Annotated in this window: 19 protein-coding genes; 11 read left to right on the forward strand and 8 right to left on the reverse strand. The window is 34.4% G+C overall.

Annotation, left to right across the window (positions count from 1 at the left end; genetic code table 11):
- The first annotated feature begins 26 nt into the window (after positions 1-26).
- From BQ5338_RS07225 to BQ5338_RS07245, 5 genes are all read left to right on the forward strand, one after another.
- Positions 27-500 (forward strand): phage holin family protein, encoded by a 474-nt coding sequence (locus tag BQ5338_RS07225; RefSeq protein WP_071146164.1) that lies wholly within the window; start codon positions 27-29, stop codon positions 498-500.
- The gene (locus BQ5338_RS07230; protein WP_071146165.1) at positions 497-676 is read left to right on the forward strand and encodes a hypothetical protein; all 180 of its coding nucleotides are present in this window, start codon (positions 497-499) and stop codon (positions 674-676) included. Before BQ5338_RS07225 ends, BQ5338_RS07230 begins: the two co-directional genes overlap by 4 nt.
- Entirely contained in the window at positions 673-1,092 is a 420-nt protein-coding gene (locus BQ5338_RS07235) for a DUF5675 family protein (RefSeq protein WP_394331129.1), read from the forward strand. The genes BQ5338_RS07230 and BQ5338_RS07235 overlap by 4 nt, the downstream gene beginning before the upstream one ends.
- Complete coding sequence (locus BQ5338_RS07240; RefSeq protein WP_071146166.1) at positions 1,089-1,625, forward strand: hypothetical protein; 537 nt, start codon at positions 1,089-1,091, stop codon at positions 1,623-1,625. The genes BQ5338_RS07235 and BQ5338_RS07240 overlap by 4 nt, the downstream gene beginning before the upstream one ends.
- Positions 1,626-1,895: 270 nt before the next feature.
- Entirely contained in the window at positions 1,896-2,177 is a 282-nt protein-coding gene (locus BQ5338_RS07245) for a hypothetical protein (protein WP_071146167.1), read from the forward strand.
- Positions 2,178-2,617: 440 nt separating this feature from the next.
- On the opposite strand, the gene BQ5338_RS07250 is transcribed toward BQ5338_RS07245, so the two are convergent.
- A complete protein-coding gene (locus tag BQ5338_RS07250; protein ID WP_071146168.1) occupies positions 2,618-2,920 on the reverse strand; it encodes a hypothetical protein in 303 nt (100 codons plus the stop codon).
- Positions 2,921-3,342: 422 nt separating this feature from the next.
- On the opposite strand from BQ5338_RS07250, the gene BQ5338_RS07255 reads away from it, so the two are divergent.
- The 6 genes from BQ5338_RS07255 to BQ5338_RS17120 all read left to right on the forward strand — a co-directional run bounded on the left by BQ5338_RS07255 (position 3,343) and on the right by BQ5338_RS17120 (position 6,872).
- Complete coding sequence (locus BQ5338_RS07255; protein ID WP_071146169.1) at positions 3,343-4,059, forward strand: hypothetical protein; 717 nt, start codon at positions 3,343-3,345, stop codon at positions 4,057-4,059.
- A gap of 123 nt (positions 4,060-4,182) precedes the next feature.
- Positions 4,183-4,380, forward strand: coding sequence for a hypothetical protein (locus BQ5338_RS07260; protein ID WP_071146170.1), 198 nt, complete (start codon positions 4,183-4,185; stop codon positions 4,378-4,380).
- A 493-nt stretch (positions 4,381-4,873) separates the two neighbouring features.
- Complete coding sequence (locus BQ5338_RS07265) at positions 4,874-5,146, forward strand: hypothetical protein (RefSeq protein ID WP_139265209.1); 273 nt, start codon at positions 4,874-4,876, stop codon at positions 5,144-5,146.
- A 4-nt stretch (positions 5,147-5,150) separates the two neighbouring features.
- Positions 5,151-5,504: a hypothetical protein gene (locus tag BQ5338_RS07270; protein WP_139265210.1), complete on the forward strand. Its 354-nt coding sequence runs from the start codon at positions 5,151-5,153 to the stop codon at positions 5,502-5,504.
- Between the two features lie 20 nt (positions 5,505-5,524).
- Entirely contained in the window at positions 5,525-6,442 is a 918-nt protein-coding gene (locus tag BQ5338_RS07275; protein WP_071146827.1) for a toll/interleukin-1 receptor domain-containing protein, read from the forward strand.
- Between the two features lie 253 nt (positions 6,443-6,695).
- Entirely contained in the window at positions 6,696-6,872 is a 177-nt protein-coding gene (locus BQ5338_RS17120; protein WP_139265211.1) for a transposase, read from the forward strand.
- Between the two features lie 191 nt (positions 6,873-7,063).
- Here the strand turns inward: BQ5338_RS17120 and BQ5338_RS07280 are convergent, their stop codons facing one another.
- From BQ5338_RS07280 to BQ5338_RS07310, 7 genes are all read right to left on the reverse strand, one after another.
- Positions 7,064-7,579, reverse strand: a complete 516-nt coding sequence (locus BQ5338_RS07280) for a hypothetical protein (protein WP_071146173.1) — start codon at positions 7,577-7,579, stop codon at positions 7,064-7,066.
- Complete coding sequence (locus tag BQ5338_RS07285) at positions 7,570-7,986, reverse strand: STAS-like domain-containing protein (RefSeq protein WP_071146174.1); 417 nt, start codon at positions 7,984-7,986, stop codon at positions 7,570-7,572. Before BQ5338_RS07285 ends, BQ5338_RS07280 begins: the two co-directional genes overlap by 10 nt.
- Entirely contained in the window at positions 7,983-9,017 is a 1,035-nt protein-coding gene (locus BQ5338_RS07290; protein ID WP_071146175.1) for a hypothetical protein, read from the reverse strand. Before BQ5338_RS07290 ends, BQ5338_RS07285 begins: the two co-directional genes overlap by 4 nt.
- 240 nt (positions 9,018-9,257) lie before the next feature.
- Positions 9,258-10,925 (reverse strand): IS66 family transposase, encoded by a 1,668-nt coding sequence (gene tnpC, locus BQ5338_RS07295; RefSeq protein ID WP_071145658.1) that lies wholly within the window; start codon positions 10,923-10,925, stop codon positions 9,258-9,260.
- A 79-nt stretch (positions 10,926-11,004) separates the two neighbouring features.
- Positions 11,005-11,379 carry an IS66 family insertion sequence element accessory protein TnpB gene (gene tnpB / locus BQ5338_RS07300; RefSeq protein ID WP_071145657.1) on the reverse strand — a complete coding sequence of 125 codons (375 nt, stop codon included), beginning with the start codon at positions 11,377-11,379 and terminating at the stop codon, positions 11,005-11,007.
- Positions 11,380-11,383: 4 nt separating this feature from the next.
- On the reverse strand, positions 11,384-11,752 hold the full coding sequence (tnpA, locus tag BQ5338_RS07305) for an IS66 family insertion sequence element accessory protein TnpA (protein WP_071145656.1): 369 nt from the start codon (positions 11,750-11,752) through the stop codon (positions 11,384-11,386).
- 671 nt (positions 11,753-12,423) lie between these two features.
- Positions 12,424-12,714, reverse strand: a complete 291-nt coding sequence (locus tag BQ5338_RS07310) for a hypothetical protein (protein ID WP_071146176.1) — start codon at positions 12,712-12,714, stop codon at positions 12,424-12,426.
- Positions 12,715-12,723 lie beyond the last annotated feature (9 nt).

Consider the following 12,723-nt stretch of genomic DNA (forward strand, 5'->3'; position numbering starts at 1 on the left):
AAATTATATTTTAAACTAAAAAAGTAATGGAAGAGAGTAATGTAATTAAAGGCACATCGGTTATCATCTTCGGAGGTGAGATGTTAAGCCTGTTTTGGGATTTGAGATGGATGATCATGTTAGCGGTTATCTTGGTGGCCGTAGATTTTAGATTCGGAGTTAAAGCGGCACAAGCAAGGGGAGAGAAGATTCGTAACAGTAAAGCCGGACGTAGAACAGCAAACAAGCTGATCGACTATATCTGTTACCTTGTCCTTGGTGGGTTGATCGGGAAAGCTATCGGTGAACCTCTGGGAATTAACCCTACGCTTGTAGCTGCTGTTTGTATGGGCGTTGCATGCCTGTTTGAAGTGGATAGCATTCTTCAAAACATCTGTGAGTATAAAGGTGTGAAGTATTCCTTTAGCTTATGGAAAGTAATTATTGCCTTGGTAAAGTCTAAGCGGAAAGATATCGGTGATGCTATTGAAGAAGGAGTTGGAAAGGAGGAAACGAAATGAAAGCAAAACAATGTAGTACAGGTGTTTTAATACCAGAGGTATCTGCTCAAATACTTGAAAGTTTTGTGCAAGAAATAGATGGAGCAAAGTATGTATCACTTGCTGATGCTGAGTGTGCAATTACGGCAGCTTTAGAGGAAGTTAGAAGATCTTTAATGTTGGAGGAAACGAAATGATTAAGCTGTTATTAAAACGTGTAGCCCGGAAGTCTGGTTACACTATCGGAAAGTTGTTTATGGATGGCAAGTATTTTTGTGATACATTGGAAGATACTGATCGATTGGATGAAGATATGAGCCTAGATGAGATTAAAAAGTTGAAACAACCGGGACAAACAGCCATCCCGGAAGGCACGTATAAAGTAATTGTGAACGTCTCTCCTAAATTCAAGCGGTTGTTGCCTCGTTTGCAGAATGTACCGGGATTTGAAGGTGTACTTATTCATCGTGGTAACACGGCCAAAGACACTGCCGGCTGTATTCTTGTGGGTCAGAACAAGAAAGTCGGTATGGTACTGAATTCTACCTATTACGAAGAGAGGCTTGTCGAGCTGCTCAAACATGATAATAACATTTCAATTGAGATTGTATGAGAAACTCTATAAAGAAACTACAGTGTGTTAGTGTGATGTTTGGCATCATACTAACGCTTGTTACTCTGTGTTCCTGCAGAACAGCAAAGCAAATATCTAGCAACGTTGAAACCAAGTATGACTCGATTGTGGTTGAGAAGTTGGTTCCTTATGCTTTGCCGGAAGATAGTGCAAAAATCAGGGCTTTGCTTGAGTGTGATAAGAATGGTAAAGTCGTGCTCAAATGGTTTGATGAAGAACACTCTAAACGAATGAGCTTGCAGTTCTCGTTAGATAGCTTGGGTAATTTGCTGGCTACTGCCAAAACGGAACCTGATACTGTGTACTTGCCTCAGACAACTATCAATGTTGGGAAGAAAAGTGTTTCTCAATCTGTTGTTACGGTACCTGTGGAAAAGAAGTTGAATTGGTGGCAGACTACACTGATTTGGACGGGTGCTATTACTTGGTTGGCGGCTATTATTGCTTTGTTGTACTGGAGTAATAAGAAAACGAACTGGATGAGTTTATTGTGGAAATTGATTAAGAAGTGAGGATGATTTTCCTCACTTCTTAATTTATCCCGCTTCATCATCTTCTTATGCCTGTAGAAAATATTCCTCATTCCATTTTACCCTGTCTTTTGGTGGGGCTTTTTGTAATTTCATTGTTATAATATTTGCATCTTAACTACTTATTTTAACTGGATATCTTATTTATTGTTGCAATATTAATTCCTTATTCAACCCTGTATTTTATTAGCGGAAAATTATATCTATATTTGAGCCGATGATTGTTAGTATTATTTTATTAAAAGCAAAATCATGAAAGAACTTGACGTTAATGACAATGCCAATCAAATAGCATCAGGTGCTATTGCTGGTAGTGCTGTTACAATTGTTGGCAGTTCGACAATTGGAGGTACAGCAATTGGAGGTACTGTTAGTACTGGTTTAACATCTTTGGCGAATGCTGCGGCAATGCCTGCAGCAGTAAAATGTGGTTTTGTGGGAGCTATTAAGATAGCATCTCTGTTTAATCCGGTTACGGCAGCATGCGTAATAGGAGGAGGTGCAGCCTTATATCTCCTAAACAAAATCAAGTAATTAGCATTTATCAAGTTTTAAATGCGAGGAGGATATTCCTCCTCGTTTCAAATCACAATATTTTTCTTGCTATCTTCAATAAATCAGTTTCGCTTATTCGATATGCTTTTTCTTTATATAATATTCTACCAAAATTATATGCTGGGATCTACAATATTCTGCCGAATTTATATAATCACAAAAGATACTCCTTCACAGCATTAACTCCTTGTATAACCGATTGTACAACAATATACTTACTCTGGCACGCTTCTGCTTGCTTGCCGTTGAAACTCTTTCTGCTCATCAGACTGTCGCCCTGTGGAAGTTTTAAATTCCAAGTAGAGTGAAGCATAACCTAAATTGATTGAAATGTCTTACTTGATCTGTAAATAAGCTCGTATGACTAACTCATAAAAAGAGGATTCCTACATAATAAATGAGAATCCTCTTAAAAAAAACTATTCAATATCCATTAGCTTTTTAATGATATTGTAAGGCATCTTGTTGCACATATCAAGCATTGCACTTGCTGTTTCAAGTTCGGACATCTTTACGTAAGACCTTCCTCTTTGTTTATTTCTTGACGGATAGAACTTTATCCATGATTTATCGCGCCACTCTTTAATGAGATGCTTACCGTAAATCTTTTCCGCTTGAGCTATAGATACAACTTCCGGGAGAAGTCCAAGTGCTTTCAATGTCTGAATGGTTCCAATCTTAATACTCCTTGCAATAATTATCTCTAGAAATCTTTCTTCCATGACTTTTAAATTCAAATTGTTTCATTCTGCTTTTGATGGTATGTTGAGCTGGATTTTACTACTGAAACATATTGATTTTGTTATATCATGCTTTAAACCATTTATTACACCTCCTTAGTTCTGTATTACTTGCCACAAATATACATATAGATTAATCTTCTTGTAATTCAAGAATCTCACTTTCTTCCTTTGTGAATACATTTACCGAAATATGGGACATAGATGATTATCTGTCGAGTGGTGTGCAACTTTACTCTTGGAAGATGAATATTTCACTTTCAACATACAATGCTATTCTCACCTATACCTATCTTTACTTGTATGATTTTAGCATTTTATTTTAAAAATATTGATCTTGCAGTTTCGATATAATATAATTTACTATATATTTACGCTCTCGTTGAACTTTATGAAAAACTACTATGGAATACACTCAAGAATTTAAAGACTTCGTAAATGCCTGCATGTGTCCTGATGGGCAAAATCTCTATGTCGGAATCGGCAATCCTAATGCAAAGATTTTATTTATAGGTAAAGAAGCTGCTATGCGTGAGGCAGATGATGATTACAAGAATAATGCTAAATGCTGGGGGAAACATATCTATAAAGGTACTTGCGAAGACTTAGATTATCTAGTTGATGAAAAACACCTTCTTCGTAAAGGATGGGGGAGAAATACATGGAGCAAATATCAAAAAATGAAGGACTGCATCGTTAAAAACAAGGAGGTTAAACCGTTCTATGTTGATTTCTTAAAAGACGTTTTTACTACTGAGATGAATGACTCGCCTAGTAAAAATGCTTCCAATGCAGATAAAAGTGGTCTAAATGCTCGGAAAAAGTTATTTAAAGATTCGGCGTTTATACAGAATTTTCCTGTCGTAGTTTTGGCTTGCTCAGGCTATCTAAAGAATGATGAGAATATACGTGAAATTGATGACATATTTGGTGTGACTTATGACGGTGATGAAAAGGGCAAGAAGGTTTATACCTCTGCCAATTGGTTTTATACACATCATAGTAAAGATGGTCGTAGATTAGTTATTCATACTAGACAATTGAGTGCCAATGTATTGAATGATATGCTCGAAGAAATGGGAGGAGTTATAAGGAAACATTTGAAGTGGGACAAAATATAGCTTAAGTGTCTGATTTTGTTTGGTTAATACAAACCGTAATATTTCTTTTTTCATTTTGTAAAGCTGAATATTTTATATATAAATTGTTTAACCGTGGCGAGAGTCATACAAAAATTAAATTTTATGGAAAACTTTAAAGTTGGAGATGTCGTTTGTTTGAATTCCGCAACTAATATTAAACTTACTGTTACTTCTATTGAAGGAGATTATCTTTGTGTATCGTATTACAGCGCTGAAAGACAAAAATTTGAATGTGAAAAATTTCCTATTGATGCTGTTTCGATTTATCAAAATAAGAACCGTGGCGTACATCTGCTATAATAGTATATGTTATATTCATAAATATAATGTAATATTCTGTTAGTACTCGCTTGAACTTCGCATTGCAAAGTTTTTGAAGGCCATATCCAAGGTTTACAGATATTCTTTAGGGATTTTCTTTATTCTTTAATGCTATTATCAAAAACGCCAAAAATATTCGGAGGCTGTTAGGAGATCATCAAATAGCTGTAGTTGCTTGCGATAGATGGATTGTGTCACGTCTTATTCTTAATAATTCATTGCTCTGCAATTGGCCTGCGATAGAAAACCTACCTCGTGATTCACGAGGTAAAAGAAAAATTATAACAGATATATTTGAATAAGCTGTTCGCATACAGATTTGTTATACCCTATTATAGAAAATAAGACTATGAGTAAAAATGGAATCGTTGAAATAATTTATGTTGATGAAAAAAGATTTGATAAATATTTCCAATAATTTTCATCTCCAGATAAAAAGGAAAAAACACTTTTAGGAAAAATAAAGTTTGGATTGCTTGATGCTGGAATGGAATTTAATCAGACACAGAACATAAGAAATTTCACCACTTTTGAAAAGTTAAAATTGTTTGAAAATTATTTAGATAAACATGGACAACTAAGTTATGGAAGACCTGATGATAATGAAAGATGGCGTAATGATAAAGTATTCGTTAAAGAAAGTGTGATTGCTCAAAAGATATATCTAGCAACAAATGAGAATAATTTAGGTGTAGGGATAAATATATGGGTAGTAGAAAAAAAATTAAAATCAAGGACATTATAATAGATTGAATGGACATCTTTTCTTGATTGAGGATTTTAAAGGAGAAGATAAAAAACCAACTACAATTAGTGGTTATTCAATTTTAAGATTGCTATTTGGAGAATATTACGAAGAATTAAACAGGACAATATTAGGTGGTGATAATTTTGAATATATTGAAAGCTCGTATTTTTCAAAGGAGCCATTAAATGTATTAAAAAAAATAGGTGCTAAATTCTTCGACAAGAGGAATATTACAACTGTTTATCGTTTAAGAGGTTCGTGTAATGATATTCCTAATGAAGGCTCTGTTTCGACTTTTGGATACCCGATTTATATAATTGAAAATGAAGAAATAACAGGGCATAACATGCGGTGAAAACTAAAAAACAAGATGAGATGAATTTAAATTTATACTATGACAAAGTCGGACGATTGGAAAAAGAAATCTCCGACCTGCAAAAAAGGATTGCTGATGAGACTAAAAAAGAGTTGGATAAACAAAAGCAAATTGATTCAAATAATCGCTCTGCTGCGAGTTCAACATCATTATCTACGTTAAAAAGCAAACAGCACCAAAATCAGGGTTATCAGGGTGATATTATAAGAATCCAATCTAATAAAGCAGACTTACATAAAAAGGTTGCAGATAAAACGCGAGAACTGGCAAAAGTGAAGCAAGATTTGCAAAAAGAGGAAATAAAAGAAAAAGACAAACTAAAAAGAGAACAAGAAATATTTAGGAAACAGCAAGAGGACTTTCAAAGAAACCAACTTAGATTTCAGCAAGAACAAGAACGCCTTCAGCAAAAACTTCAATCAGACATTTCAAGTCAGAAAGAAATTCTTAATGTTCTTGTCCATCAAATACACAGTACTAATGCAGATCGTGAGGTCATAGAGCAAAAGGAATATGACTTTTTTATTTCTCATGCAACTGAGGATAAGGAAAGTTTTGTTCGACCTTTAGCAGAGCTATTGACAAACAATGGATACAAAATTTGGTATGATGAATTTCAAATGAAAATTGGTGATAGTTTAAGAAAGAAAATTGATGAGGGACTTAAGTTTTCAAAGTACGGAATAGCGGTTTTATCAAGAGACTTCTTTAGAAAGAATTGGACCGAATATGAATTGAACGGTTTAGTTGCAAGAGAGATGAATGGAATTAAGGTTATTCTTCCTATCTGGCATAATGTGACAAGGGATGAAGTATTGTCTTTTAGTCCGACATTGGCGGATAAGGTTGCTTTGAATACGGCAATTTATAGTTTACAAGAAATTGCAAATGAACTGGGAAAACTCATTGAAAAATAATCTACCGCTGATATGCTTTATCGCTAATTGTCGTTACTGTGCTTAAATCAAGGTTTTTGCTTTTTTTTAAGTTCGGTGAATCTTAAGAAGAAGCCACTATGGGGGCGGCCATTGGCCATTGACCTCTGTCTGACGTATATTGTCGTGAGATAAATTTTCTAGAACCAGAGAAGATGTTTAAAGGCTGTTTAAATTTTATTCAGAATAGTTTTTAAAGTGTTTCCGTATCAGTTGATAATAAGCTTTATTTGTAGTGACCAAACTCATAACAAAGATACATCAGACTGATCTGAGGGAAAGACAGTGGCAATATATAAAGACAGTGTCGGATATAAAAGAAAGAAAGCGAAAATTTGATTTACGTGTAATTTGGAATGCTATCTTCTACGTGGTTAAAACGGGTTGCCAATGGCGAGTGTTGTTCAAATAATTCCTTTCTGGGCAATTGGTCTATTACTAATTCCATGATACTATCAAACCGGATATCATGCTGCTTATTAGACCAGAATTCTTTCGATTTAAAGAATCAGTATTACTTTAAGGTTTTAGCTACTTGCTTTATCACAAGTGTTCATCTCGCTTTAAAATTAGAAGCTTTTGGACTTTGGTTGTATTACTCATTCAATTCGAGTCATTAATTCGAACTATTAAATCATTAAATAAATGATCATTGTTCGCTTCGAAGATCAAGAAATGAATCATGCTTTCTTGAGAAAGAATGATTTTACTGTCGGTTTTAAAACTATTAACATATTCTTCGTTATCTGTTATTAGCCAATTTAAATCATGCTGATAATGTTTTAAATATTTATTATCAATGCGGTACTTGTTTGACACAATCTTCATTATGTCTGTTGTTTTTATGTTTAAATCTTTTAGTTTTATTTTTAAATATTTAGGGTGACTTTCTCCTGTTTTTATGTCAATTAACATTAGGCGATAATCAGTCCTGATTGATAGTATCTCACTTATTAGATGATCTTTTAAGGTTCTTTGATTATCAATACGTTTTTGAATGGTATTAACTATCCACCAAGATAATAATGCGGTAATTATAATGCCAAATAAATCAATCCATTCAGAATACCCCATTTCCTCCTTAGTTATGTTGTTGATAGAAGTTAAAATTAAATCCATTTTTCACATTCTATTTTACTATCAACTATCCTGAACCAAGGTTTATGTGTAATGGTTTTTTTGGGAGTTATACTTTTTTCCCTTCTTTTTTCCCATTGAGGATATGTTTGTTGAGTAATCATGTCAATCCATTGAGGTTCCAGCAATGAAGCTACTTCTAGATATGCTTTTACATTCGTGAGCCCGAAGTCATATACTAAATTTCCAAATGCTTCGTCTAAAAAGGATGGAGCAAATCCATCAACCCCATCTAAGATGATTGTTAATTTATCTTTTTTTTCAAAAGCTTCTTTAAATGCCGTATTTAATTTAGTATGATAGAAATCCTCTCCAGATTTTTCACTTATGTTACAATGTCTTAACCCGGTAAAAAGAGAATAATCCTTTGCTATATTTATAGTTGTCATAATACACGCTTATTTAAACATTCTGCATCCATTTCCCATTTGTATAATGTACCCTTGAAAGTGCGTCTTGAAGATGCAAATTTAATGCATCTTTCTGGATTCTCAAAATCTAGCATAACATTATTTGTAACAGCAACCAGCTTTTTAATTAATCCTGCATTAAAAGAACTTTTTATCCCGGGGAGACCTTTGTTACGATTAATTTCTTTTGACGAAGAACCATACTTTTTATCAAAAGCACCCATTAAAATATCAATATCTGACTTTAAGGTAAATATATCAGCAAGTTTTTTCTGAAATTTTCGATATAAAGAATCTAATATACCTCTTCCTAAATCTATTGCAACAAATATAATACGATCATCTTCATACTTTATCCCCAATGACCATTGTTGATTAAACGCATAACTCCATTCTATAGAATTACCGCATATTTCTTTTAACATTGATTTTAAATCCAAGTTGGGTCTTTTTTCATTAACAAGGTGATTGGAAATATGTTCTACTGTATCGCTAATCTTTTTCATATGCTCAATAGATAAAATTCCACAGCCTTTTTCAAATATCATAATTTCGGTTTTTTCTGTATTCGAAAATTTTGTGCCATTTTTATCGTATTTTTCATTAAAAAAACCTGAATCTGATAGATATTTTAAGCATTCCTCATTTTCAGGAAAACTTCCTCTTAAAATAATTTGATTATCTTTGAATTCATCGGAGATTGCAGATAAAATAAAGGCTGTAGAAAAATCGATCTTTTCGATTTTTCTAATATTAATAAATACATTTTTTCTTCCATTCTTTTCCCATATTGCATCTTCTTTTCTTAAATCAGAAAAGAATTTTGCACACGCCTCTATATTATCTAAAAAACGGAAATCTATGGGGGCTGTTACTTGATGAAATAGATTATTCTTTTTTTTATTTATTAAGGGAGAAACATACTTCTTATGTTTCTTTCTATGTTGTTGTTTGAGGCAATATCTTTTGTGATATCTCTTGTATTTAGATGTGGTGTATATTTTTTTCATAGGAAGTGGCGTGGTGAAAATATTTCTTACACAAAGATACTAAAATAATTTTATAGTTCTTTTAATATTGATCCAAAAGTACATTATAGAATGTAAGAATGTAAGCCTTCGGTAAACTCCGTACTATAGATCTAATAAAACCTTGAGATTCAACTTAACAATTTTGTCTCAAGGTTTTCTATTATTTCATTGTTTTCGATGATTTGACAGATTTCATGGTTTTCAATGTTCTCAAGGATTTCAAAGTATTCCTGCTGATTTTAATCTGTCGGGTAACAACTCCGCTACATCCATCGTATAATCCGTGTCGTAATCATGGACGTGCTCTAGAAAATAAATCATCCAGCTGCGGAAGTCTACACTACTAGCTTTACAACAGCCCATAAAGCTATAAATAATAGCGGTACTTTCCGCAGTATCATCATTCTGACAAAATAAGTAGTTCTTCCTACCTATGGCTAGCGGCCTTACTGCATTTTCAATTCCATTATTATCAATATTATATCTTCCATCCAGATGATAGCGTGATAGTTTATTGAAACGCTTATAAGTATACAGGATTGCTTTTTCGATAGGGCTACCTTTAATAACTTTTGCATGTTCCACAACGAGCCATTTTTCAAATCTAACCATTATGGGATAAGCAAGACGTTTTCTAAGCACAACTGCATCTTCAAATGACAACTCCTGTTCCTTTATTTGTCGTTCAACCTCATAGAGAAGTTGGATTTGCTCCAAGGCACTTTCTGCTCGCTCCTTATCATTTTTGAGAGCCTCTGAAAATTTTCTTCTTGCATGTGCCCAACATGATAGTAAAATAACTCCTTTCTTTTCGTCCAACAACTCATATCGCTCATAACCGTCGGTTTGTAAGGCGCCTTGATATCCATGGAAAAGCTTGAGTACGACCTCTCCACTTCTGGAACCTTTGTCCCAATAGAAATACTGACGGCCTGACATGGGGTCTCGCACAAGCCAGATGTATCCTTTCACTGTCTTGTGTTTATCATTGCGTACTATAGGGAGTGTGGTTTCGTCACATTGTAAATAATCCGTTCCTTTCATTAATTCCCATAATCGGAAGTGTAGTGGCATGAGAAGATCGCTTACATCCTGGAACCATCCGAGTATGGTTGGCAGCGGTATTTTCATGCCTAGCCGTTCAAACTGTTTCTGCTGTCTATAGAATGGGATGTGGTCAACGTATTTATCGATCATTAGATCTGCAAGTAAGGATGCGGAAGCGTAGCTCTTTGCGATTGGTTTAACAGGGCAATCGGCTGTGACTATTGTACGGTCTGATTTGCGGATGGCTTTATGCCTATAGGTACGAAGTACGTAAAACTTAGTAGGCTCCTTCATCAACACTTCCGTATATAGTGGGTTTTCTTCATCTAATAAATCCCATTCTTCCGGATTGTATCCTTCAGGATATACGTGTTCAAACTTACGTTCCAGCTCTTCTGGGAGAGATTTGCGTACAGGAGCACCTTTTTCTTTTTCCATGCGTTTAATTCGGTGCTCTTTTGCGACTTTAATCTCCTCTTCAGCTTTTATCGCCGCCTCTTTTTCGCCGGGCAATAAAGGAAGACCTTCAAAAAGTTCCAACTGGCGTGCATCCGGATCGGGGTTGATGTATCGTTCTGCTTTGCCACCGTATAATTGGCGTTTCAAGTAAGCCACTTGCTTTTCTAACTGAGCAATACGGGTATCTTTTTTCTCAAGTAGCTCTTCTGTCTTATTGATAATGATATCTTTTGCTTCTAACTGTTCCTTATGGTCTTGTTTTACACTTTCGGGATCAGTGTTTATAGCAACTCTTAACCGAGAGTTCTCTCTAAACAATCGGTCTCTGTCTGCCATTAATTGGCGAATCAGCTCATCTTTATCAATAGTTCTGTCGGGCATTTCCTGTTCTTTATTATGATATAAATATACAAAGAATGGGTGAGATAGCCAGATTTATATAAGACTTTTTTTTATTATTTTAAACGTTGCTTTTTGTAGAAGGAATCCATCTTTTACGATGCTTTACTTGTTGTGTATCTATACCTTGCACCATTAAAACTAAATCGCTCCATAGGGTCTCATGTGAGACGGTTTTACCTTCCTGAAAATCTATTTCAGGGAGACAGAATTGTCCTTGTGATAACCTCATATGATAAATGACCAATCCACCGTATTCCATGTGGAGTATTTTCATGGCAGTACAGGGTTTGTTTATAAAAATAAAAGCATCGCCATCCTGCACATCTTTACCCATTTGGTTAGTCACGATGCCACTTAATGTATAGAAACTCTTGCGCATATCTGTAGGATATGGATATAGGTAAAACTTATCTGAAGAAGTAAGGCTAAACATGAGGCTAGGAGTTTAAGTTGATAAGTTGTCGAAGGATCTCTAAATCACCATCAGACTCTAGCTGTAATACAACTCCGTTTGGGTAAACAATCTTTATTTCCGAAGATTTTGCTCTAATAACTTTTTCTTGCTTTGGTTGGATAGCGGTAGCAAGACAGCTTACAGCTTCAGAACTTATTGGAATAAAGCTTTGGGGCTGTTCGATATTAGCAACAGCATTACATTTAAGCTTCTTGGTCCAATAATAAAATCGATTTTCACTTATACCTTGTTCCTGGCAGAAATCACGCACACTGATGTTAGCTTTTAGATATTCGCTATAGAGAATTCTAAAATAGTCTAATGTCCAATATACCATAATCTTTTTAGCCATAAAGGTACGGTACAGTTGACTGTATTAATAAACGGAGTTTACCGAAGGCTTACGTAAGAATTCAGGTGCGTTGTGAAACGTAAATTACTTTGTGCAATGAACCTATTTAGCATTTAGAGGCTCGGGGTTTACTTTAGCGTGTAAGTATTGGTGAGCCGTATCAAAAGCATATAATTCTATTGCTTACTTTTCCGCTTTTTATTATATGTCTCTAAAAAAACTAGAAAAACATTCAGAGAAGATTTATGGATGTTCGTAGTTTTTTGGTTACTCTCGTATTTCAAAATCTTATGGGCATTCTTCAAGAATCTGCCCTATTTTTTAATGATATTTTCAGAAACTCCTAGAATATTCGGAGAGTATAAATCCAGTGTCCACTTAAAGTTAGCTATTCCACTATTCTAATTGGATGTTCTCAAATATTCATTAATTTTGAGAATGACTATTTGTAATAACAAGAAAGAAATATTTAATTCTGGAATAGCTAACTTTAGCCGGATATTGAGTTAAGCATGAAAAAATAAACTTTATCAAATGAAAAAAAAGGAAGAAAATAGTATGACTCTCTCTTTAAAGAGAATGCAACTAAATTGAGTTATGTAATAAAATTCGTTGTGTGAATAGAACTGTGCCGCGTCTTCTTTTCAATAATTCAGTGGTTGGGGATTGGTCTACATCAAAGAAACCCGGCATCGTGATTCACGAGGTAGAGGTACAAATGCTTGCGTCTTATTGCAATTATAAAATAATATTAAATTGAGGAAAATGTTCCTCAATTTTGAATTTTGTCCCATATCACTGGACAACTCAGTAGGAATATCAGATTTCTCTTCAAGAAACAAGACGGAGCAGCTTTCTTGGGATATGCACTCTACTAAGTCAAAATAATCAAGCATGCCCGAAGGTAAAGACAAAGAAAGGGCAGCAGTCAGATTAATGGGATTTTGCTTCTTGGATTTCATGAAACAAAA

The sequence above is a fragment of the Bacteroides ihuae genome (assembly GCF_900104585.1).
Classification (GTDB): domain Bacteria; phylum Bacteroidota; class Bacteroidia; order Bacteroidales; family Bacteroidaceae; genus Bacteroides; species Bacteroides ihuae.

What these genes read in the sequence shown, in the direction of transcription:
- BQ5338_RS07225 (WP_071146164.1), top strand. Translation starts at nt 27, where the DNA reads ATGGAAGAGAGTAATGTAATTAAAGGCACATCGGTTATCATCTTCGGA.
- BQ5338_RS07230 (WP_071146165.1), top strand. Translation starts at nt 497, where the DNA reads ATGAAAGCAAAACAATGTAGTACAGGTGTTTTAATACCAGAGGTATCT.
- BQ5338_RS07235 (WP_394331129.1), top strand. Translation starts at nt 673, where the DNA reads ATGATTAAGCTGTTATTAAAACGTGTAGCCCGGAAGTCTGGTTACACT.
- BQ5338_RS07240 (WP_071146166.1), top strand. Translation starts at nt 1,089, where the DNA reads ATGAGAAACTCTATAAAGAAACTACAGTGTGTTAGTGTGATGTTTGGC.
- BQ5338_RS07245 (WP_071146167.1), top strand. Translation starts at nt 1,896, where the DNA reads ATGAAAGAACTTGACGTTAATGACAATGCCAATCAAATAGCATCAGGT.
- BQ5338_RS07250 (WP_071146168.1), bottom strand. Translation starts at nt 2,920, where the DNA reads ATGGAAGAAAGATTTCTAGAGATAATTATTGCAAGGAGTATTAAGATT.
- BQ5338_RS07255 (WP_071146169.1), top strand. Translation starts at nt 3,343, where the DNA reads ATGGAATACACTCAAGAATTTAAAGACTTCGTAAATGCCTGCATGTGT.
- BQ5338_RS07260 (WP_071146170.1), top strand. Translation starts at nt 4,183, where the DNA reads ATGGAAAACTTTAAAGTTGGAGATGTCGTTTGTTTGAATTCCGCAACT.
- BQ5338_RS07275 (WP_071146827.1), top strand. Translation starts at nt 5,525, where the DNA reads ATGAATTTAAATTTATACTATGACAAAGTCGGACGATTGGAAAAAGAA.
- BQ5338_RS07280 (WP_071146173.1), bottom strand. Translation starts at nt 7,579, where the DNA reads ATGGATTTAATTTTAACTTCTATCAACAACATAACTAAGGAGGAAATG.
- BQ5338_RS07285 (WP_071146174.1), bottom strand. Translation starts at nt 7,986, where the DNA reads ATGACAACTATAAATATAGCAAAGGATTATTCTCTTTTTACCGGGTTA.
- BQ5338_RS07290 (WP_071146175.1), bottom strand. Translation starts at nt 9,017, where the DNA reads ATGAAAAAAATATACACCACATCTAAATACAAGAGATATCACAAAAGA.
- tnpC (WP_071145658.1), bottom strand. Translation starts at nt 10,925, where the DNA reads ATGCCCGACAGAACTATTGATAAAGATGAGCTGATTCGCCAATTAATG.
- tnpB (WP_071145657.1), bottom strand. Translation starts at nt 11,379, where the DNA reads ATGTTTAGCCTTACTTCTTCAGATAAGTTTTACCTATATCCATATCCT.
- tnpA (WP_071145656.1), bottom strand. Translation starts at nt 11,752, where the DNA reads ATGGCTAAAAAGATTATGGTATATTGGACATTAGACTATTTTAGAATT.
- BQ5338_RS07310 (WP_071146176.1), bottom strand. Translation starts at nt 12,714, where the DNA reads ATGAAATCCAAGAAGCAAAATCCCATTAATCTGACTGCTGCCCTTTCT.